This is a genomic window from Ensifer adhaerens, from assembly GCF_000697965.2.
In the GTDB taxonomy this organism is placed as follows: Bacteria; Pseudomonadota; Alphaproteobacteria; order Rhizobiales; family Rhizobiaceae; genus Ensifer; species Ensifer adhaerens.
Genome location: NZ_CP015880.1, coordinates 2,464,680 through 2,485,814, shown reverse-complemented (window position 1 = coordinate 2,485,814; position 21,135 = coordinate 2,464,680). Strand labels below are relative to the sequence as shown.

Annotated in this window: 22 protein-coding genes; 10 read left to right on the top strand and 12 right to left on the bottom strand. The window is 63.4% G+C overall.

What is annotated here, in order from left to right; all coding sequences use genetic code 11:
- Positions 1 to 114: 114 nt before the first annotated feature.
- Positions 115 to 1,296, bottom strand: coding sequence for a benzoate/H(+) symporter BenE family transporter (locus FA04_RS12050; RefSeq protein WP_034788762.1), 1,182 nt, complete (start codon positions 1,294 to 1,296; stop codon positions 115 to 117).
- A 249-nt stretch (positions 1,297 to 1,545) separates the two neighbouring features.
- Here FA04_RS12050 and FA04_RS12045 point away from each other — a divergent pair, with 249 nt between their 5' ends.
- From FA04_RS12045 to FA04_RS12035, 3 genes are all read left to right on the top strand, one after another.
- Entirely contained in the window at positions 1,546 to 2,502 is a 957-nt protein-coding gene (locus FA04_RS12045) for a helix-turn-helix domain-containing protein (RefSeq protein ID WP_034788760.1), read from the top strand.
- A 353-nt stretch (positions 2,503 to 2,855) separates the two neighbouring features.
- On the top strand, positions 2,856 to 4,364 hold the full coding sequence (adh, locus tag FA04_RS12040; RefSeq protein ID WP_034788758.1) for an aldehyde dehydrogenase: 1,509 nt from the start codon (positions 2,856 to 2,858) through the stop codon (positions 4,362 to 4,364).
- Positions 4,365 to 4,521: 157 nt separating this feature from the next.
- A complete protein-coding gene (locus FA04_RS12035; RefSeq protein ID WP_034788755.1) occupies positions 4,522 to 4,920 on the top strand; it encodes a DUF779 domain-containing protein in 399 nt (132 codons plus the stop codon).
- A 9-nt stretch (positions 4,921 to 4,929) separates the two neighbouring features.
- Here FA04_RS12035 and FA04_RS12030 read toward each other — a convergent pair whose 3' ends face one another.
- Positions 4,930 to 5,835: a LysR family transcriptional regulator gene (locus tag FA04_RS12030; protein ID WP_034788752.1), complete on the bottom strand. Its 906-nt coding sequence runs from the start codon at positions 5,833 to 5,835 to the stop codon at positions 4,930 to 4,932.
- Positions 5,836 to 5,952: 117 nt separating this feature from the next.
- Between FA04_RS12030 and FA04_RS12025 the strand changes: the two genes are divergently transcribed.
- Positions 5,953 to 6,981 (top strand): aldo/keto reductase, encoded by a 1,029-nt coding sequence (locus FA04_RS12025; protein ID WP_034789039.1) that lies wholly within the window; start codon positions 5,953 to 5,955, stop codon positions 6,979 to 6,981.
- A gap of 72 nt (positions 6,982 to 7,053) precedes the next feature.
- On the opposite strand, the gene FA04_RS12020 is transcribed toward FA04_RS12025, so the two are convergent.
- From FA04_RS12020 to lgt, 6 genes are all read right to left on the bottom strand, one after another.
- A complete protein-coding gene (locus FA04_RS12020) occupies positions 7,054 to 7,986 on the bottom strand; it encodes a ribose-phosphate pyrophosphokinase (RefSeq protein WP_034788749.1) in 933 nt (310 codons plus the stop codon).
- A 207-nt stretch (positions 7,987 to 8,193) separates the two neighbouring features.
- A complete protein-coding gene (locus tag FA04_RS12015) occupies positions 8,194 to 9,033 on the bottom strand; it encodes a hypothetical protein (protein ID WP_034788747.1) in 840 nt (279 codons plus the stop codon).
- Between the two features lie 89 nt (positions 9,034 to 9,122).
- Positions 9,123 to 10,274, bottom strand: coding sequence for a M24 family metallopeptidase (locus FA04_RS12010; protein WP_034788744.1), 1,152 nt, complete (start codon positions 10,272 to 10,274; stop codon positions 9,123 to 9,125).
- 1 nt (position 10,275) lies between these two features.
- A complete protein-coding gene (gene pgeF, locus FA04_RS12005) occupies positions 10,276 to 11,070 on the bottom strand; it encodes a peptidoglycan editing factor PgeF (protein WP_034788741.1) in 795 nt (264 codons plus the stop codon).
- A gap of 151 nt (positions 11,071 to 11,221) precedes the next feature.
- Positions 11,222 to 12,325: a class I SAM-dependent methyltransferase gene (locus tag FA04_RS12000; protein WP_034789036.1), complete on the bottom strand. Its 1,104-nt coding sequence runs from the start codon at positions 12,323 to 12,325 to the stop codon at positions 11,222 to 11,224.
- A 61-nt stretch (positions 12,326 to 12,386) separates the two neighbouring features.
- Positions 12,387 to 13,223 carry a prolipoprotein diacylglyceryl transferase gene (gene lgt, locus FA04_RS11995; protein WP_034788738.1) on the bottom strand — a complete coding sequence of 279 codons (837 nt, stop codon included), beginning with the start codon at positions 13,221 to 13,223 and terminating at the stop codon, positions 12,387 to 12,389.
- 216 nt (positions 13,224 to 13,439) lie between these two features.
- Between lgt and FA04_RS11990 the strand changes: the two genes are divergently transcribed.
- From FA04_RS11990 to FA04_RS11960, 6 genes are all read left to right on the top strand, one after another.
- The gene (locus FA04_RS11990; protein ID WP_034789034.1) at positions 13,440 to 13,700 is read left to right on the top strand and encodes an accessory factor UbiK family protein; all 261 of its coding nucleotides are present in this window, start codon (positions 13,440 to 13,442) and stop codon (positions 13,698 to 13,700) included.
- Between the two features lie 447 nt (positions 13,701 to 14,147).
- Positions 14,148 to 14,648 (top strand): type III secretion system chaperone family protein, encoded by a 501-nt coding sequence (locus FA04_RS11985; protein ID WP_034788736.1) that lies wholly within the window; start codon positions 14,148 to 14,150, stop codon positions 14,646 to 14,648.
- 2 nt (positions 14,649 to 14,650) lie between these two features.
- Complete coding sequence (gene proC, locus FA04_RS11980) at positions 14,651 to 15,469, top strand: pyrroline-5-carboxylate reductase (protein WP_034788732.1); 819 nt, start codon at positions 14,651 to 14,653, stop codon at positions 15,467 to 15,469.
- A gap of 351 nt (positions 15,470 to 15,820) precedes the next feature.
- On the top strand, positions 15,821 to 16,780 hold the full coding sequence (locus tag FA04_RS11970) for a LysR family transcriptional regulator (RefSeq protein ID WP_034788727.1): 960 nt from the start codon (positions 15,821 to 15,823) through the stop codon (positions 16,778 to 16,780).
- 38 nt (positions 16,781 to 16,818) lie between these two features.
- A complete protein-coding gene (locus FA04_RS11965; protein WP_034789031.1) occupies positions 16,819 to 17,160 on the top strand; it encodes a tRNA-binding protein in 342 nt (113 codons plus the stop codon).
- Positions 17,161 to 17,165: 5 nt separating this feature from the next.
- Positions 17,166 to 17,729, top strand: coding sequence for a protein-tyrosine phosphatase family protein (locus FA04_RS11960; protein WP_034788722.1), 564 nt, complete (start codon positions 17,166 to 17,168; stop codon positions 17,727 to 17,729).
- 5 nt (positions 17,730 to 17,734) lie between these two features.
- On the opposite strand, the gene FA04_RS11955 is transcribed toward FA04_RS11960, so the two are convergent.
- From FA04_RS11955 to FA04_RS11940, 4 genes are read right to left on the bottom strand one after another with little or no spacing between them, the layout of a single operon-like run.
- Positions 17,735 to 18,238, bottom strand: a complete 504-nt coding sequence (locus tag FA04_RS11955) for a tetratricopeptide repeat protein (RefSeq protein WP_034788719.1) — start codon at positions 18,236 to 18,238, stop codon at positions 17,735 to 17,737.
- A 55-nt stretch (positions 18,239 to 18,293) separates the two neighbouring features.
- Positions 18,294 to 19,676 (bottom strand): ATP-binding protein, encoded by a 1,383-nt coding sequence (locus FA04_RS11950; RefSeq protein ID WP_034788716.1) that lies wholly within the window; start codon positions 19,674 to 19,676, stop codon positions 18,294 to 18,296.
- A gap of 32 nt (positions 19,677 to 19,708) precedes the next feature.
- Entirely contained in the window at positions 19,709 to 20,410 is a 702-nt protein-coding gene (locus FA04_RS11945) for a response regulator (protein WP_034788713.1), read from the bottom strand.
- 45 nt (positions 20,411 to 20,455) lie between these two features.
- Positions 20,456 to 20,935 carry a MarR family winged helix-turn-helix transcriptional regulator gene (locus tag FA04_RS11940; protein WP_034788710.1) on the bottom strand — a complete coding sequence of 160 codons (480 nt, stop codon included), beginning with the start codon at positions 20,933 to 20,935 and terminating at the stop codon, positions 20,456 to 20,458.
- Positions 20,936 to 21,135 lie beyond the last annotated feature (200 nt).

Here is a 21,135-nt window from a genome sequence, read left to right as displayed (position 1 = left end):
CCATGCGGAAGAACTGAAGCCGCAAGGACTTCATCCGCGTTGCCTCCAAGGGTGTCTACGCGGACGGGCGCTCCATAGACGAGATCCCCCGCAAATGCAAGCTTTGCCGCGGTTTCAGCTCTTTTTACCGGTGAAACGTGCGAGCGCCAGCATGGCACCGCCGGCAATCAGCCCCCAGAAGGCGCCAGAAACACCGCCGAAGCTGACGCCGGACGCGGTCACCAGGAAGGTGATTGCGGCCGCCTCACGGGTCTTCGGGTCCGTAAAGGCGGCCATGGCGGAGCCGGCGAAGGCACCGACGAGGGCAAGGCCCGCCACAGCCTCGATCAGAATCGACGGCGCAAGGCTGACGAAGGTGGTGACGACGCCGGCAAGCAGGCCGAAGAGAATGTAGAAGGCGCCGGCATTGATCGCCGACCAGTAGCGCCGGTTGCGATCCGGATGGGAATCGCCGCCGGCGCACATGGCGGCCGTGATTGCAGCCAGATTGACCGCATGGCCGCCGAAGGGGGCGCTCAACATCGAAAAGACGCCGGTCGTCGCAAACAGCGGTCCCGGCTCCGGGTGATAGTCGTTGACCTTCAGCACGGCGATGCCGGGAATGTTCTGCGAGGCCATGGTGACGATGAAGAGCGGCAGGGCGATGCTGATCATGGCCGCGACGTTGAACTGCGGCATCACGAATTCCACGGTCGGTACCAGCGCCGAGGAGAGGGCGGAAAAGGCGCCGGCCGGGATTTCGACGCCGAAGGTGATGACCAGCATGAAGGCGATCAGCGCGGCGGGCACTGCATAGAGCTTGTTGATGCTGCCGACGAGTGCCCAGGCGATGAGAATCGGCAGGCCGAAAAGCGGATTGAAGGCGATCGCCTTGACAGGGGCAAAGCAGAGGCTGAGCAGCACGCCGGCCAGCATCGCATTGGCGAGCGGCGCCGGGATGGAGGAGACCAGGCGGCCGAGCGGTTTCCAGAGGCCGGCGACGACGACGAGCAGGCCGCAGACGAGAAAGGCGCCGACAGCGGCATTAAAGCCACCTTCGACGATGCCGGCGCTCGCAAGCAAGGCGGCGCCCGGCGTCGACCAAGCAATGCTGACCGGCAGCCGCGTCACGGCGCTGATGACGATGGCGCAAAGGCCCATGGAGATCGACAGCGCCATCAGCCCGGAGGCTGCCTGCGCTTCGCTGGCGCCGACGCCGATGAGCCCGTGCAGCACGACGGCAAAGGAACTGGCGAAGCCGACGAAGGCGATCAGCAGGCCCATGAACAGGCTCTGGAGCGAAAAGGCACGAAGCATGGCGGCAACCGGCTGTTGTGAGGTTGAGTCGCGGCAATTTGATCCTTTCGCGTAGCACATTCGGGCGCTCTGTCGATATCGGCGGCGTGATCCACCGATCAAACTCGTTGACGGACGCCGGCTCTCGAACCTTCGTCTGGCTGGACCTTCGCGGAAAACGACGGCTATAGTGGCGCCCGTGGATGCGGCTCGCTTGGGAGATCGGCCGTGTCGACATTTCGCCGGACGACGCTTTCAGGGAGGAAGCCGATGGCTGCCGTCAGGGAACATTCGGACTATGTCTACAAGGTTGCGCACCAGCCGTCGGCGGCTGCCAGTTCGCCGATCGCCGCTTCGTGGCGCCGGTGCATGACGCTGCATGGGCTGGCACCTGAGGAGGGGCGTCAGCCGCTCAGACTGTCCGGCATGGAGTTCGAGCTTGCCCGGCAGAGGTCGGCCGAGCTGATCCTGGAAGCGGGCGGTGAACTCGACCGGCTGTTCGCCACCGTCGGCCGGGCCGGCTGCTGCCTGCTTTTGACCGACGACAAGGGCGTGGCGCTGGAACGCCGCGGCGCCGTCGGCGACGATGCCGATTTTCGCGATGTCGGGCTCTGGTCGGGTACGGTCTGGAGCGAGGCAAGCGTCGGCACCAACGGCATCGGCACCGCGATCGCCGACGAGCGCGCCGTCGTCATCCAGCGCGACCAGCATTTCCTCAGCAGCAATATCGGCCTCAGTTGCACCACGGCGCCGATCCGCGACCATCTCGGCAGGTTGGCCGCGGCCATCGATATCTCCACCTGCCGCTCGGACGCCTCCGAAATGACCATGTCGCTCTTGTCGCAGGCGGTGCGCGACGCGGCTGCGCGCATCGAGGCAGGCCTTTTCCGTCGCGCCTTTGCCAGCGCGCGCATCGTGCTGGTCCCGGTCGATCGCGCCGGGCCGGCGCTTCTCGCCGTCGACCGCGACGACCTCGTGCTAGGCGCAACGCGTGCAGCCCGGCAATGGCTCGATCTCGACGACAAACGCATTGCCGCCGGAGTTCCGGCCTCTGACCTTCTGCGGGAAGATACGTCGGGTGATGCCGGCGAGCTTCCCGATGCGGAGCGTGCTGCGCTTCGACGGGTGCTCTCGCGCGCCAACGGCAATGTCTCCATGGCGGCCGATCTGCTCGGCATCAGCCGCGCCACGCTTTACCGCAAGATGAAGCGGCTTCAGGTCAACTGACCGCACAACATTCTCGATCTGCTCCTCACCATAGCCCTCTCCCCGCATACGGGGAGAGGGGACGTGCCTTACGGCGGTCTTCGTGCTTGGGTGACTACGTTGATTGGGACGTGGGGGCTGCCGCTTGCCCCTTCTCCCCGCTCGCGGGGAGAAGGTCCCGGCAGGGGGATGAGGTGCAGCTTCTGATCGTGTCCGTTCCCGTTTGCTGCGTTGCAGCACAGTAGCTGGCGCCTGGCTGTCTCAATTCTGAAACAGATCCCGTCGCGGGCGATCACGCCTCACTATCGAAGACAACCGAACCGCTCCACGCTCCTCCTCACAGCTCCATTGCTGGGTCTCAGGGAGGAATGACCATGTTGCATCAGAAGATCGTCGAAAGCCCGTTCAAACAGAAATACGGCAACTTCATCGGTGGCGAATGGCGCGAGCCGGTGGCCGGCCGCTACTTCGACAATACGACGCCGGTGACCGGCGGTGTGCTTTGCCAGGTGGCGCGCTCGGATGCCGCCGATATCGAGCTGGCGCTCGATGCTGCCCATGCCGTCCGCGAGAAATGGGGCCGCACCTCGGCCGCTGAGCGTTCCAACATCCTGATGAAGATCGCCGGCCGGATGGAGGACAATCTCGAACTGCTGGCGCGGGCCGAGACCTTCGACAACGGCAAACCGATCCGCGAGACCATGGCCGCCGACATTCCGCTTGCCATCGACCATTTCCGCTACTTCGCCGCCTGCATCCGCGCCCAGGAAGGTTCGATCGGCGAGATTGACCATGACACGGTCGCCTATCACTTCCACGAGCCGCTCGGCGTCGTCGGTCAGATCATCCCCTGGAACTTCCCGATCCTGATGGCCGCCTGGAAGCTGGCGCCGGCACTTGCGGCCGGCAACTGCGTCGTGCTGAAACCGGCCGAGCAGACACCGGCGTCGATCCTCGTCTGGGCGGAACTGATCGGCGATCTCCTTCCGGCCGGCGTGCTCAACATCGTCAATGGTTTCGGTCTCGAAGCCGGCAAGCCGCTCGCCACCAGCCCGCGCATCGCCAAGATCGCCTTTACCGGCGAGACGACGACCGGGCGGCTGATCATGCAATATGCCAGCCAGAACCTTATTCCGGTGACGCTGGAGCTCGGCGGCAAGTCGCCGAACATCTTCTTCGCCGATGTGCTCGCCGAAGACGACGACTACTTCGACAAGGCGCTCGAAGGCTTTGCCATGTTCGCGCTGAACCAGGGTGAGGTCTGCACCTGCCCGAGCCGCGCACTGGTGCAGGAGAGCATCTATGACCGCTTCATGGAACGGGCGGTAAAACGCGTCGAGGCGATCCGCCAGGGCAATCCGCTCGACAGCGCCACGATGATCGGCGCGCAGGCGTCGAGCGAACAGCTCGAAAAGATCCTCTCCTACATCGATATCGGCAAACAGGAAGGCGCCGAGGTGCTGACCGGCGGCGGCCGCAATGTGCTCGAAGGCGAGCTGTCGGAAGGCTTCTACGTCAAGCCGACCGTTTTCCGCGGGCATAACAAGATGCGCGTGTTCCAGGAGGAGATCTTCGGGCCTGTCGTTTCGGTCACCACCTTCAAGACCGAGGCCGAAGCGCTGGAGATCGCCAACGACACGCTCTATGGCCTCGGGGCCGGTGTGTGGAGCCGCGATGCCAACCGCTGCTACCGCTTCGGCCGCGAGATCCAGGCCGGGCGTGTGTGGACCAATTGCTATCACGCCTATCCGGCGCATGCGGCCTTCGGCGGCTACAAGCAGTCCGGCATCGGCCGCGAGACGCACAAGATGATGCTCGATCACTACCAGCAGACCAAGAACATGCTGGTGAGCTACAGCCCCAAGGCGCTCGGCTTCTTCTGATCGGATCTGCCTTCCCCGCCGCCTGGGGAAGGCGACAGGAGCGGGAGGGAGGGTGTTCTCCTCCTTTCCCTCTCGCTCGATCAACGGCTGAGGCGTGCTCTCCACCCGCGCCTCAGCCGGCTTTTTGCAGAATGCTCTCGAACAGTGAGGCTCGCGAATGTCCACTGAACTCATAGGATCCAGCGGAATCGGCGAACCCCGCGTGCTTGCAACCGATGCGGCGCTCGGCTTCATCGCCGAAATCCGGCGGGATCACCCCGATATCCTGTTTCACCAGTCCGGTGGCTGCTGCGACGGCTCGTCGCCCATGTGTTATCCGGCCGGTGACTACATCGTCGGCGACAATGACGTGAAGCTCGGCGAGATCGGCGGCGTGCCTGTCTATATCAGCGCCAGCCAGTTCGAAGTGTGGAAACACACGCAACTGATCATCGACGTGGTGCCGGGCAGGGGCGGCATGTTTTCGCTCGACAACGGACGGGAGAGACGTTTCCTGACGCGTTCCCGGCTCTTTGGCAGCGGCGAGGCCTGTGCCGTGGTTTTCCGTGGACGGTGAGCTGCGGAACTATGTCCGCTCCCGCATGACTTTTGCCGCCAGGTCCAGAAAGGCCCGCAGTTTTGGCTGTGTCTGGGCCTTGGCGGGGAAATAGATGAAAAGACCTGGCGACGTCGGCAGATAGGCTTCGAGCACCCGTTCGAGGCGGCCGCTCGCAACGGCGTCGCGCACCGAAAGATCCGGCAGATAGGCAAGCCCGGTGCCGGCCTCCGCCATCTCCATGAGCATCTGAAAATCATTGACGGTGAGGGCGCCCGGAGCATCGACCGAGACGTCGCGCCCCTCGCGCTCGAACTCCCAGCGGTAGATCGTGCCGGATCCCGGATAACGATAGCGGACGGCTTCGTGGCGCGTCACGTCCTCGGGTGTCGACGGCCGCCCGTGCTTGATAAAATAGGAGGGCGAACCGACCACGGCCCACGTGATGTCAGGCGTCAGCCGGACGGCAATCATGTCGCGCTCGACCGCTTCGCCGATGCGCATACCGGCATCGAAGCCATGTTCGGTGATGTCGACGGCCGCATCGTCGATGGAGACTTCGACGGAAACGTCTGGATAGGCCTGGCGAAACCGCGGCAGGAGGGGCGTCAGCACCAGCGGGATGGCCATGCGCGGCACGGTCAGCCGGAGATTGCCCATCGGCCGGTCGCGAAAATCGCCGAGCAACTCATAGGCGTCGGCGATCTCGGTGGCGGCGGGACGTACGCGCTTCAGGAAGGCGAGGCCCGCCTCGGTCAGAGCAACGCGCCGGGTGGTGCGCACGAAAAGCTGGAGGCCGAGACGGGCTTCGAGCGCCCTGATCGTCTGGCTGACGGCATTGGGCGTGACGCCGAGCGTCGCCGCTGCTGCGGTGAAGCTCTTTGCCTCTGCCACCGCCAGAAACTCTCTCAGTCCGTTGAAAGGGTCGTTCGCCATCCGTCGATTATGAAGCAATTCTTCCAAGCCTATCAAGAGAGCGGTGGTTTTTCATAGCAATCCACTTCGGCATGATCTGTCCAACTGCAACCTGTCTTTCAGAGGATGGAGATCGACATGCAATATACGACGCTTGGAAATACCGGTCTGGTGGTTTCGCGCATCGCCTTCGGGGCGATGACGTTTACTGCCGGCGACCGCAGCCTCGGCGCGGTCTACAAGACCGATGCCGAAGCTGCCGACGCCCTCGTCGGGCAGGCGCTCGATGCCGGCATCAATTTCTTCGACACGGCCGACGCCTATGCCTCCGGCCAATCGGAGCGGATCCTGGGTACGGCGCTCAAGTCCCGTCGCGACGAGGTGGTGATCGCCACCAAGGTCGGTTTCCGCACCGGCACGTCGCTCAACCAGGCCGGTCTGTCGCGCCGTCACATTCTCTGGTCGGTTGACGAGAGCCTGAAGCGGCTCGCAACCGACTGGATCGACGCCTATATCGTCCATAAGGAGGATCCGCATACGCCGCTCGAAGAGACGCTTTTAGCGCTCGATGCGGTCGTGCGTTCGGGCAAGGTGCGCTACATCGGCTTTTCGAACTGGTCGGCCTGGAAGGTGGCAGCGGCCCTCGAAATCCAGAAGGCCAACGGACTGGCACCTTTCACCCATGGCCAGATGCACTATTCGCTGCTCGGCCGCGACGTCGAGCGTGACGTCATTCCGATGATGCAGCGCTATGGGTTGGGGCTGACGGTCTGGAGCCCGCTCGCTTCGGGCTTCCTTTCGGGCAAGTACACTCGCGACAATCTCGGCGATCCGGACAACCGCTATTCCGGCTTCGACATTTTGCCCTTCGACAAGGAGCAGGGCTTCAAGCTGGTGGAGCGCATGCGCGGCATCGCCGGCGAACATCGGGCGAGCGTCGCCCAGGTGGCGATCGCCTGGCTGCTTTCGAAGAGGGCGGTGACCAGTGTGCTGCTCGGCGCTTCCAAGCCCCACCAGTTGAAGGACAATCTTGGCGCCGCCGATCTTGCTCTGACGGCGGCGGAGATCTCGGCGCTCGATGCCGAGACCGTGCCGGCGCCTGTCTATCCCAACTGGTTCATCGACAATCTCGTCGACCAGCCGCTGGCCCAGGCGTTCGGGGAGTAACCGCGTCCCGCAACGAAAAACGCCGGCGCGTATGGCGCCGGCGATTTGGAAATTCGGGCGTTCCGGACGACCTCAGTCGAAGAGGCTCGATACCGACTCTTCCTGGCTCGTGCGGCTGATGGCTTCGCCGAGCAGGCCCGCGGTCGAGATGACGCGGATATTGTGGGCTGACTGGACGGCGGTCGTCGGCTGGATCGAGTCGGTGATGACCAGTTCCTTCAGCATCGACGAGGTAACGCGGGCAACCGCGCCGCCGGAAAGAACGCCATGGGTGATGTAGGCGGTGACGCTCGTCGCGCCGTTCTTCAAAAGCGCCTCGGCCGCGTTGCAGAGCGTGCCGCCGGAATCGACGATGTCGTCGATCAGCAGGCAGTCCTTGCCCTTCACGTCGCCGATGACGTTCATGACTTCGGATTCACCCGGACGGTCGCGGCGCTTGTCGACGATCGCCAGCAGACAGTCGAGACGCTTGGCGAGCGCACGGGCGCGCACCACGCCGCCGACGTCCGGCGAAACGACCATGACGTTCTTCAGGTCGTAGTTTTCCTTGACGTCGCGCGCCAGGATCGGGATCGCATAGAGGTTGTCGGTCGGGATGTCGAAGAAGCCCTGGATCTGGCCGGCATGAAGATCGAGGGTCAGCACGCGGTCGGCGCCGGCTTCGGTGATCAAGTTGGAGACCAGCTTGGCGGAGATCGGCGTGCGCGGACCGGGTTTGCGGTCCTGGCGGGCATAGCCGAAATAGGGAAGCACGGCGGTGATCCGGCGAGCGGAGGAGCGGCGCACCGCGTCGATCATGATGAGCAGTTCCATCAGGTGATCGTTGGTGGGAAACGAGGTCGACTGGATGATGAAGACATCCTCGCCGCGTACGTTTTCGCCGATCTCGACGAAGATTTCCTGATCGGCGAAACGGCGTACCGTCGCTTTGCCGAGAGGCAGGTTGAGATAGTTGCAGATCGCTTCGGCCAGAAGCCGGTTCGAATTACCTGCGAAAACCTTCATTGACGGACCGCCTTGAGCTGGCGCGGTCACCGTCCGGTACTTTTCCGGCAGCGGTGTTTTCCGCGCAGATTCCGAGAGCCATTCCAATCGCGGTCATTCTTTGCGGATGGCCGCCGTTCAGAGCTGATCGGCCGCTTTTTAGCGAGACTGAACTTGAATGCAAGGGGAATGCTGCGCCGCGAAGGCCAATATCCTAAAAACTTTGTGTCAACCGGCTTGAGATTGCCGCCATTCGAGATAGGCGTCGATGGTTTTCGTCGCAATTCCCTGCATGGTTGTGTCCGGAACGCCACTCCACAAATCCGTGCCGCCGCCGGAAACCTGATCCTGTCCTTGGATGCGGTGCAGGCGGTTGCCGCTGCCGTCGAGCACGTCCCAGACATAAACGACCGTCGTCTTGTCGCCGTCCTTCAGTGCCGAGAAATAGCCTTTGAGGATATGCTCGCTGCTGGCGTCGGCCGAGCCCTTGATCGTCAGGCCGCGGGCGCGAGCGTCGGCACCGAGCTGTTTGGAAAGCGGTGTCACCGCCTGGACCGGTGCGCCGATGATCGGCAGGAAGCGGATCGTGCCGCTCGCGGCAGCACTTGCCTTCGGCAATGCGGCGACGGTTGGCTGGCTCTGGATTTCTTCGGCTGCGGCCGCCGCCTGCTGGACGGGCGTGTGCTGTATTGGCGCCTGTTCCACCGGTGCCTGGCGGCTCTCGATCGTGTTCTGGACGGGCTCGGAACCGGCGGCAAGCCGGCTTGCCTGTCCCTCGAAGGTGCCGGCCGGATCGGTGTAGGTCGCGTCGCCGGTGGCATAGGCCGTCGGTGTGTTCGACGGAGCCGGCTGAGGCGAATAGGCGGTGGTCTGGCTGACGGGTTCGCGCTGCACCGGCGCCATCGCCGTCTGCGTCGACATGGCGTCGAGGTCGGATTGCGTCACCGGCGGCGAGCGGAAAGTTCCCCCGCCGACGTCAACCTGTGGCGTCAGCATCTCGGTGCTGTTGCAGGCGGCGAGCGCAATGGCGAGGCCAAGAGCTACGATGGGCGTGGTGAGCTTTCGCATGTTCAAACCGTCCGTCCGTTTCTTCGCGGCAGTTTCCTGAAACGTCTCCTGTCGTCTGCCATTACGAACGCAAGTCTAGGCGGATTTCCCTAAGCAGAAATGAAGTCCAGGCCGTAACGCGACAGCGCGCGCGGCGTGTCTGTCGTGGTGAGGTAGGTCTGGCCAAGCGTCATGGCGGTGCCGCTGTCGGAATCCATAATGATCATGTGCACGAACAGCGACATGTTCGGCTCGATCTCCTGGGGATTGCCGAGGTGGAACATCTGCTGCTCCATCCAGGAGGGGGAGAAGCGGGCGCCGAGCGAATAGCCGCAGGCGTTCAGCCGGTGGCGGGCAAGGCCGCGTTCGTCCATGATCCTGGCGTGCACGTCGAAGACGGTGCCGAAGGTGTTGCCGGGGCGAAGCACCATCTCGATCGCCTGGATGGTTTCGCGGCAGGCGCTGTAGAGTTCGCGATGGCGATTGGTCGGCTCGCCGATGACGACGGTGCGCATCATCGCCGCATGATAGTGAGCACTGACGCCGGCCCATTCCAGCGTAAGCTGGTCCTGGCTGTCCAGCAGGCGCCGTCCGGACTTGTAGCGGCAGAGCAGCGCATCGGCGCCGGAGCCGATGATGAACTCGTTGGCCGGATAGTCGCCGCCGCCGGCAAGGATCGTTCCCTGCATCGCGGCCAGAATGTCGGCCTCGTTGCCGCCAGGACGAATGAGGGGCAGGGCGGCATCGAGCGCGTCGTCGGCAAGGCTTGCGGCCTTTTCGACATGGGCGATTTCCGCCTCGCTCTTGATCAGGCGCAGGCGGCCGACCAGATGCGAGGCGTCGATCAGCTCGCCAAAGGTCTGTAGCTGCCGGTCGATCAGCCGCGCGGCGCGGCCGGTCATGCCGTGGGTGTCGTATTCGATGCCGATGCGGCAGCCGAGCAGGTCGAGTTCGCTCAAGAGGTTCTTGAGATCCATGGTCGGGTCGGCATTGGCCCGGTCGACCCAGATCTCGATACGCTCGATGTTCGATGTATGACGGGCCTGGCGCAGGTCGGCCGAGCGCGTCAAAAGCACCATCGAGCCGTCCTTCTTGACGACCAGCGTCTGGAAGAAGCAGTAGCCGAAGGTGTCGTAGCCGGTCAGCCAGTACATGCTCTCCTGGGCGAAAAGCAGCACCGCGTCCAGCTTCTCCTCGCGCATCTTCTCCGTCAGCCGCTCGAGACGGCTTGCATATTCTTCCTGGGCAAAGTGAAGCGCCATGTCAGGTCCCTCGTATGCAAATGGCGGAAATCTGTCGGCCGTAGTCCGGTTCCTGCCTGTGGGTCGTGCGCCGATAGGAGAAGAAACGCTCCTCGTCGGCATAGGTGCAGATGTCGAGATTCTCGGCGGCAACGCCCGCTTCGACCAGCCGTTTGATCGTCAGCCCTGGCAGGTCGAACATGGCATGGCCGTCGCGCTCCGAAGGCCGGAAGAAAGTGGCGTAGCTTTCGTTCGCCGCGACGAAGCGTTCTACGAACTCGGAGCCGACCTCATAGTTCCGACGGCTGATCGACGGGCCGAGGCAGGCGACGATGCGCTCGCGCTGCGCGCCGAGCGAAACCATCGTGTCGATGGTGCTTTCGAGCACGCCACCGAGCGCGCCCTTCCAGCCGGCATGCGCGGCACCGATGACGTTGGCTTCGGCATCGGCAAAGAGGATGGGGCCGCAATCGGCCGAGAGCACGCCGAGCACGATGCCCGGCGTTGCCGTCACCAGCGCATCGGCCTCGGGGCGGGCGCCGTCGTAGCTTTCGTCGACCACCACGGCGTCTGGGGAATGGACTTGGTGCACGGTCGCCAGGCGCTCTGGCGAGGCGCCGAACCAGCGGGCGACGCGGGCGCGGTTCTCGTTGACATGGGTACGCTCGTCCTTGGAGCCAAGCCCGACATTGAGGCCGCGATAGATCCCTTCGGAAACGCCGCCTGTTCGGGTGAAATAGCCATGGGCGATTGCCGGTCCGGCCTTCTCGCTGAAAAGCGAGCTTTGCACAGGAGAGAGCGCGGCGTCATGCTGCATTGGTATATTCGCCTTTGCTTTATCAGGAAAATCAATGGGTTTGGGCGCGCGCTCCGGCCCGGCGACTGGCTCTTGATTTGCCGGCGCGATGTTGACCCGCGACGGCAGGGCTGTCAATTCCCGAACGGCAGGGGTGCCGTCGGGTGGAGGTTCAAGCCTTCGGTTTGCGGAACGGCGAGAGCGGCACCGGCGGGCTGCTGACGGCCAGGACCTTGAACAGTTCGCCCATCTTTCCGGCGCCTGCGCCGGCAAGCCTCTCGACGTCCTGGCGGATGGTTTCCTGCGTCAGCGCATCCTTGTCGCGGCCAAGGGCCGCGGCGCGTTCCAGAAGACCGAGGCCGACCAAAAAATCGCCCTGGTGGGCAAGACCGTTGATCTGCACATCGTCCGTCTTGGCGCGGCGGGCGAGTTGCTCGAAATCGACGTGGCTGGTGAGATCGGCGCGGCCGGGGCTGGCGAGCGGCGGATCGTATTCGTGATCGCGCACGGCCTGCAGCGTATCGCCATAGCCGGTGGCCATATGGCCATAGTCGATGATCACGGCGGTGCCGCCGCTGATCTTCAACCGTTCGCAGAGGGCCGACATGACAGCGTCGCGGGCGGGAGCAATCTCGAAGATCGTGCCTTCGGCAACACCCTGCGCCGGCGTCGGAAGAAGCTCGGGATCGATGCCGGCAACGCCGGCGGCAAAGGTCAGTTCGTCCGTGGCATCAAGCCCGACCATGCGCTCGCGGAAGCCTTGCGCCGTGCGCACGAACTGCCGGATCGGAATGGCGTCGAAAAGCTCGTTGGCGGCAAGCAGCAGGAAGCCTTCCGGCAGGGTCTCGAAGCTCGTGTGCCATTCGACCTTGTGACCATGGGCGGCGAGCGTTTCCGACTGCACCTTACGCAGCCGTTCGCTGGTTTCGACGAGATGCACGCCGGCGGAAGCATAGAGATCAGGTGCCAGGCGGCGCACGACGCGCAGCATGTCGGCCATCATCGTGCCGCGGCCGGGGCCGATTTCAGCAATCACGGCGCCCTCAGGCTTGCCGTGCTGCTGCCAGGCATGGACGAGGAAGATGCCGATCATCTCGCCGAAGAGCTGGCTGATCTCCGGCGCCGTGGTGAAGTCGCCTTCCTTGCCGAAGGGCTCGTGCACACGGTAGTAGCCGTGCTCCGGATCCGCCAGGCAAAGCGAGAAATAATCGGTGACGCTGATCGGCCCGTGGGTCTTGATCAGCGCCTTGATCTTGTCCGCAAGTGGTGTCGTCATGCCTTCGTCCAATTCGCGGGGCGGCGGCCGGAATAGCCGCGCGCCCTTGCCCCATCCGCTCTCAGGTGGCTGCGCGCCGCGCCCGGGCAATGGCCCAGATGCCGGCGAGCGCCATTGGCAGCGACAAAAGCATGCCCATGGTCAGCCAGCCACCGACAAGATAGCCGATCTGCGCGTCCGGTTCGCGGAAGAATTCGACGAAAATGCGGCTCAGGGCATAGCCGAGCACGAAGATGCCGGTGACGAGCCCCGGGGATTTCAACGCGTGACGACGATAGATGAACCAGGCGAGGACGGAGAGCAGGACGATACCTTCAAGGGCGGCCTCGTAGAGCTGGCTCGGGTGGCGGGCGAACGGACCGCCGGTCGGGAATACGATCGCCCAGGGCATCGACGAGAGGCGGCCCCAGAGTTCGCCGTTGATGAAGTTGGCGATACGACCGAAGAACAGGCCGATCGGGACGACGGCGGCGACAATGTCGAACAGGCTCCAGATGGCGATCTTGTTCTTGCGCGCAAACAGGATCATGGCGAGTGTCGTGCCGAGGAAGCCGCCGTGGAACGACATGCCGCCGTTCCAGATTTCCAGCGCGCGGATCGGATTGGCGAGCACTGAGCCGAGATCGTAGAAGAGAATGTAGCCGATGCGGCCGCCGAGCACGATGCCGCCGGCGGCCCACAGCAGGAAGTCGTCGAGCTGCTGCAGCGTGATGGCCGGCTTGTCGTCCCGCCAGAGCGAGGCGTTCATCGCCAGGCGCCGGGCGTAGAACCAGCCGAGCAGAATGCCCGCCACATAGGCGAGCCCGTACCAGTGGATGGCCAGCGGGCCGATCTGGACGATAACGGGGTCGATTTCGGGGAAGGGGAGGATGGCGAGGCGGGTCGCTAATGTTTCCAATTTATTGTTCTCGTGCCGGGCCGGTTGTTTCGGCGGACCATGGCGAGCGATTTCACCTCGGTCAAGGGCGGCAATGCGCGCCCCGGACACAGGGTCGTGAAGGGAGCCGTGATGGCGCGCGTGATTTTTCTTGCATCGCGCGGCCGGTGACCCTACCTGAAACCCATGGACCGCATCGCGCCTTTAGAGGCGATGGCTGATATGGAGATCGCGACGATGAGCACAGGCACCAACCGCATCCTGGATGACTTTGCCAAGCTGATGACCGATGCTGCCGGCGCCGCTCAAGGCGTGCGCCGCGAGGTTGAAACGGCCTTCCGGGCGCAGGCGGAGCGGGCGCTGAATTCGCTCGACGTCGTCAAGCGCGAAGAGTTCGAAATGGTCAAGGAAATGGCCATCAAGGCGCGCGAGGAAAACGATGCGCTTCTGGCCCGTATTGAGGCTCTCGAAGCGCGTCTCGTCGATACGGGCAAGTAACGCGATTCCCTTGAAATAACGGCATTTCAGCGTTTTTACTTCGCCCGCGGACCTCATCTGCGGGCGTTTTGCTGTGGTTCAGCCGCATAGGTCCGAAACGGCATGATGGGTGGTTAATAAAACCTGAAAAGTTTTCCACCTGTGGACACTGCCAAAAAACCCTTATGGCAGAGTCAGTTAAGCTCAACCGCTTCATTCACATGACAACGTGGACGCGATTGTTCACGGCTATTTTTGGGCCGAGGGGCTGGCAGCCTGACTCCGCCATTATACACTGATTTTAAATGATGATTCGAAACGAACCACGTAAGCTCCGGGCAGGGTAAGTCAGCCAGGATGGATGTGAGTTCAGCAATCATACGTGTTTGTAATCGGTGTTGGGTTTGCGGCGTTGCGTCTTGTGAGCGTGATGACGCATGCCCGTGCCACACCTATGCAGGGTGATGCATGAGCCTTTTGGAAATGGAAGTCGAGCGCCAATCCAACCCGGTCGATATGATCGAGTTCGTGGCTGCCAATAACGACTGGTCGTTCGAACGATCCGGCGAAGACGAAATCGCCATGACGGTCGAAGGCAAGTGGGCGGACTACCACGTTTCCTTCTCCTGGATGGAGGAATTCGAGGCGCTGCACCTGGCCTGTGCCTTCGACATCAAGGTGTCGGAAAGCCGGGTCAACGAAGTCATCCGTCTGCTCTCCCATATCAATGGGCAGGTTTTGATGGGCCACTTCGATCTGTGGCGCCAGGAGGAAGTGGTGATCTTCCGCCAGTCGCTGCTGCTTGCCGGCGGCGCCGAGCCCACCAACCAGCAGGTCGAAGTTCTGCTTTCGAGCGCACTCGACGCTTGCGAATCCTATTATCAGGCGTTTCAATTCGTCGTCTGGTCCGGCATGGACGCGCAGCGCGCCGTCGATGCCGTCCTGTTCGAAACGGTTGGAGAAGCCTGATCATGACGAACGCCGCTTCCGGTCCCATCGTGCTCGTCGGCGCCGGCAATATGGGCGGCGCCATGCTTTCGGGCTGGCTGAAGAGCGGCGTTAAAGGCGCAGACGTTCTCGTCGTCGATCCCGGCCCGCCGCCGGCCATGGCGCAGCTGATCTCCGACAACGGCGTGACGCATGCGACCTCGGTACCGTTGGGTGTCCAGGCGGGTGTGATCTTCCTTGCGGTCAAGCCGCAGGTGATGGACGCCGTCTTGCCGCCGCTGAAATCTCTCGTCGGCCCGGATACCGTCATCGTTTCGGTTGCTGCAGGCAAGACGCTTTCCTTCATCGAAGCCCATCTCGGTGCCGCGGCGACCGTGCGCGCCATGCCGAATACCCCGGCCATGATCGGCCGCGGCGTCACCGGCGCCTTTGCCAATGCCCGCGTCAGCGATCAGCAGCGCGCTCACGTTCATGATCTCCTGAAGGTCAGCGGTCCGGTCGAATGGGTCCGCACCGAAGCCGAGATCGATGCCGTCACCGCCGTTTCGGGCAGCGGTCCGGCCTATGTCTTCTACCTCGTCGAATGCATGGCCGAGGCGGGCCGCAAGGCCGGCCTTGAGGCGGACCTCGCCATGCGGCTCGCGCGGGAAACCGTCGCTGGGGCTGGCGAACTTTTGCACCAGTCGCCTGACGAAGCCGCGCGGCTGCGCCAGAACGTGACCTCGCCCGGCGGCACGACGGCTGCGGCACTGTCCGTGCTGATGGCCGACGACGGCATGCAGCCGCTGTTTGACAAGGCGATCGCTGCGGCGCGCAAGCGCGCGGAAGAACTCGCAGGCTGAATATTGAATGCGGCTGGCCCCATGTTGGGCCGGCATGGCGCCTGGCCTAAGGGTTTCGCGCCGGGGAAGCGCCGGCGCAGGCCCCATGATCGCGGCTTGGCTGGCGATTGACGAGACTTCTCCAGATTGTGCCGATCACGCGGCGGCAGAGGTTGCCGATCGCAATGCTGCGTTGACGCCGAGCCCAGGAATGCAGCTCATAACTCATCGGCAGACTGCTGCTCGGCTGCTTGCCCATTTCCGTTACCCCTCAAGCTTCGCTGTCTGAGTTCCGGTCCAAGCTACAGCCTGTCGCTCGCGGCGATAATCCATGTTAAATTCCGTTTATCTGTGACGAAATGGAATAGATGGATGGATCGACAGGAAGCCATGACGGTGTTTCTCGCTGTCGTCGAGGAGGGAGATTTCTCGGCGGCGGCGCGGCGGTTGCGCATGACGCCATCGGCGGTCAGCAAGATCGTCGGCCGGCTGGAGGCGCGCCTTGGCGTACGCCTGCTGCAGCGTTCGACGCGCAGCATCAGCCTGACGAGCGAAGGCAGCGCCTATGCGGAATCGAGCCGCCGCATCCTCGGCGACATGGAAGATGCGGAGGTTGCGATCCAACCGGGGGCGGTGCCGCGCGGGCGGTTGCGGGTGAGCCTGCCCAGCGCCTTCGGTCATCGCCTGATCGTGCCCATGCTGCCTGATTTCATCGAACGGTTTCCGGAGATCGACCTGGAACTCGATTTCAGCGACGCGGTCGTCGACCTCATGAACGGTGAGGCGGATGTTGCGCTGCGGGTCGCGGAACAGAGCGACAGCACGCTGGTGACGCGGCGGCTCGCACCAAACCGTCGCGTCATCTGCGCCGCACCCGCCTATCTCGAGCGGCACGGCGCGCCGCAAACGCCTGACGACCTGCAGCGGCATGTCTGCCTTGCCATCACCGCCCGCGGCCGTCTCAACGTTTGGGAATTTCAGGATGGCGACGGCCGGCGTGCGATCCGTGTTTGTGGCTCCGTCGAAGCCAACAGCACCGAAGCGCTCCGACGGCTTGCGCTCGCAGGCATCGGCATCGTGCGCCTTTCCGAACTGCTCGTGGGCGGAGATATCAAGGCGGGATTGCTGGTGCCGCTTCTGACCGGCAGCAACTATGCCGAGGCAGAGCCGATCACGGTCGTCTATCCGCACCGGCGATTCTTGCCGCCACGCGTGCGTGTTTTCGTCGATTTCCTTGCCGAGCAGTTCGCGCGTCGCCCATGGGAGGAGGCCAGATTTCGCGGGGAGCCCGCCGAGGCCGCCGTGCTTCCGAAATCTCGCCCGATGCTTTAATCCACCTCCTCGGATAAGATTTCACATAGGGAATGACGATGGCTGAAACTATTGAATTTGCTGATTTCGAGCGCGTGGACATTCGCGTGGGCACCATCGTCGAGGCCGAACCGTTTCCGGAAGCGCGCAAGCCGGCCATCAAGCTGAAAATCGATTTCGGCCCGGAAATCGGCATAAAAAAGTCATCAGCGCAAATCACGGTGCATTATCGTCCGGAGGATCTCGTCGGGCGGCAGGTGCTGGGCGTGGTCAATTTTCCGCCGCGCCAGATCGGGCCTGTGCGCTCTGAAGTGCTGACGCTGGGCTTTGCAGACGAGGCCGGTGCGATCGTGCTGGCTGCCACCGAACGGCCGGTCCCCAACGGCAAGAAATTGATGTGATCCCCATGAACATTGCTTTCGAAGTGATCCCCGAGCGCGTCAAGGTGTCCTGCCTTTGGCGCGCCGCCGATGCCGCGCGCGACTGGCGCGCAAGTCATGTGCTGTCTCTGCTCGATCCCGAATTGCCGGATGCCAACGTGCCCGTGATTGCGGACGCCAGCCACCGGGTCGTGCGCATGCGCGACCAGGAAAACCCGACCGCCACCCAGCATTTCCCGGATCTGGTGCTCGAAGTTTTCGAGGCGATGCGCCCGGCGGCCGAGCATGCTGAGAGCCGCATTCTCGTGCATTGCCATGCCGGCGTCAGCCGCTCGACGGCCTTTGCCTATGGTCTGATTGCGCATCAACTCGGCGCGGGGCGAGAGGACGAAGCCTTCCGGGCGCTCTTGGCGATCACCCGCAAGCCCTGGCCGAACCGTCGCATCATCGAGATCCTCGATGCCGCCCTTGGCCGCGGCGGCCGGCTGCTCGCGCCGCTCGATGTCATGCGCGCCCGTCATCCGCGCCGTATCGACGCCTGGCACCGTTTCAACGAACGACGCGGCCTGACCTCGATCTACCAGCGCTGACACGCTCAACTCTCCGGCAACAACATCTCGGCGTAGCGCTTGAGTGAGCGGTTGTAGCGGGGGAGGTGCCGTGACAGGCTGGCGAGCGCGAGTGCGGCCGCCTGTTGCGCCTGGCCAGTATCGACGAGGCAGAGCGCCAGGAAGGCGATGACCGCATCGTCGAGTTCGTCCGATGGCTTGTCCCGCTCGGCGGTGAGCAGGGCGATACCTTCTTTGGCGCGGCCGAGATTGCGCAGGGTGCTGGCGAGCTGGATGGTGGCCCGTCGGCGGCGAATTCCCTGAAGACCGTTTTCCAGCGCCTGCCGGTAGAGCGGCTCCGCCTTCATCTCATGGCCGGTCGAATCCTGCGCCGAGGCTCTTTCGAACACTCCGATGGCATGTCCTGCCGGCAGTTCGGCGGCAAGGGCATCGATGCGGGCGATAAAGGCTTCGCTATCTGTCGGGTCGAAGGTTGCCCAGAGTTCGGCCAGCCGTCGCTCCCAGTCAGCCCAATCGATGGCGTCTACCATGGCCCGTTCCCCTTAGCCCATTCGTGGCCAGAAGTGGCCCGCCCGCGCGGGAACGTCAAGCCGGGACGCGCACCGTTGCCCTGAGGCCGCCGAGCGGGCTGTCGCCAAGCGTGACGTTGCCCCCGTGGCTGCGGGCGATATCGCGGGCGATCGCCAGCCCGAGGCCAGTGCCGGAACTGTCGAGATTGCGGGCTTCGTCGAGGCGGAAGAACGGCTTGAACACATCCTCGCGCGAACGTTCGGGAATACCTGGGCCGTCATCGTCGACGGTGATGGTGAGCCACTTGGCACTGTGGCGCGCATCGATCTTGACAGTGTTGGCGTAGCGGTAGGCGTTCGAGGCGATGTTGGCGACGAGACGGGTGAAGGCGTTTGGCCGCACGCGGATATCGTCTTCCCCTTCGATGGATGTGGTCAGGGTCTTGCCGAGCAGTTCGGCTTCAGCGGCGAGCCGGGTCATCAGGTCGCTGAGTTTCAGCTGGCCGACGTCCTCCTCCGCTTCGCTGCGGGCGAAGGCCAGATAGCCTTCCAGCATGTTCTGCATGTCATCGACGTCCTGGTTCAGGCCTTCGAGATCGGGGTTGTTGCCGGCAAGCGCCAGCTGCAGCTTGAAGCGGGTGAGGATGGTTCGAAGATCGTGGCTGACGCCAGTCAGCATCGCGGTGCGCTGCTCGATCTGGCGTTCGATGCGCTCGCGCATCTGGATGAAGGCGAGGCCGGCGCGGCGGATTTCATCGGCGCCGCGCGGCGCGAAGTCGTCGATCTTCTGGCCCTTGCCGAAGCTTTCGGCCGCCTTGGTCAAGGCCAGGATCGGGCGGATCTGGCCGCGCAGGAAGAGCACCGCGATCGTCAGCAGCACCAGCGAGGCCGCCACCATCCAGACGAGGAAGATGTGGGTGTTGGAAGCGTAGGCCTGGTTGCGCCGGGCATAGACGCGCAGGATGCGGCCGTCATCGAGCTTGATGCGGATCTCGACGAGCTTGGAGTTGCCGACCGTATCGATCCAGAAGGGGCGGCGGACCTGGTTGGAAATCTCTTCGCCGAGGATCTGGTCGAGGATTTCGAAGAAGGGGCTGGGGCGCGGCGGCGGCAGTTCGCCGGGCGGGTCCACGGAGATGCTGAGATCGAGCTGATCGCGCGCGATGCGGATGATCTCGGAGATGTCGCGGTCGGCAGGGAAGGTGTCGATAAGATCGACGATCGCGGCAATGTCCCCGGTGACGGCGGCCGACAGGCGCTGCGTCACCAGCTGCCAGTGGCGCTCCATGAAGATGAAGGCGACCACCGACTGCAGAAGCACCATGGGAATGATGACGATCAGCAGCGAGCGGGCGTAAAGCCCCATGGGCAGGCGACGGCGCAGCCAGCGGGTGAACCGCCTCCAGGCATTGTCGTTCGCCCCGGATGCGCCGTGCTCTATGCCGTCAAAGCTTGCCATGGTTTGCCGCGCTCATGGGAAGGGCTGCCATTTCAGTCCACGCTCAGCCGGTAGCCGATGCCGCGCACCGTCTGCAGCCAGACGGGGTTGGACGGGTCGTCCTCGATCTTGCGGCGCAGGCGGTTGATCTGCACGTCGATCGTGCGCTCGCCGACCTCGGCATCGTCGCCGATCAACTCGTGGCGTGGGATCGTTTCGCCGGCACGTTGCGAAAAGAGTGTCATGATCTCCTGCTCGCGGTCCGTCAGGCGGATGTGATCGGCGCCACGACGCAGCTCCTTGCGCACCACCGAGAAGGTGTAGGGACCGAAGATCACCTGGTCGACCTTGGGGGTCTGGGCCGGCTGGTTGCGGCGCAGGATGTTGTTGATGCGCAGCACCAGTTCGCGCGGGTCAAAGGGCTTCGACAGATAGTCGTCGGCGCCGGCCTCGAGACCCTCGATGCGGGAGTTGGATTCCGCCAGCGCCGTCAACATCAGGATCGGCACGGTCTTGATTTGCCTGAGGCTCTGGGTGAGCGAAATGCCGCTTTCGCCGGGCATCATCACGTCGACGATCAGAAGGTCGAAGTCGAGGCCGACGAGCTTGCGGCGGGCTTCGTCCGCATCGGACGCGGTCGTCACGCGAAAACCCTGTTCGACCAGGTAGCGGTTGAGCAGATCGCGGATGCGCCGGTCGTCGTCGACGACCAGAAGGTGAGCCGCATCGTCCGAGACAGTCGCTTTTGTCGTCATTCCACGCTTCCCAAGTTGCAGGCCAGACCCGCGCTACGGCGGGCGTCAGTCTGCGGCGTTGTTCTTCATCCCGGCGAGAAAGCGCTTGACCGTTTCGCGCGCGCCCGGACCGGTTCTTGCCAATGCATCGGCTATGCGGCGGGACTGTGGCTCGGCAAGCGCACGCGCCAGCGCCTGGCCTTCTTCCGTCGTGTAGAGCATACGCTGGCGCCGGTCTTCAGGGCCGGTTTCCTGGCGAATATACCCGGAGTCGATCAGTTGCTTCAGCACCCGGGCAAGGCTCTGCTTGGTAATCTTCAGCGTGTCCAGGAGGTCGGCGACCGTCATGCCCGGCTCGCGGTCGACAAAGTGCACGACGCGGTGGTGCGCCCGTCCGAAGCCGCTCTTTTCCAGGATCGCATCCGGGTCGGAGGTGAAGTCGCGATAGGCGAAGAAGAGCAGCTCGATGATCTCGAAATCGATCGTATCGTCATCGGCGGCGGCATCGTTCAGATACCGGGTGTTCTCTTTGGATTGGCCGGCCACGCGGTCATTTCCTTTCAGCCTGATTGCAACTTGCGAAACATTCGAAAAAATATGTCAGCTTTGTTGACATATTTTTACCATAGCATTAGCGTCCATGCTCGGTAAGCGAGACATTTGGCGTTGGCAACATCTGAAAGGATATGCCGTGCCGTTCCGATCGCAAATCCAAAATCACGAAATTGAATTTTCCCTCAATCAGT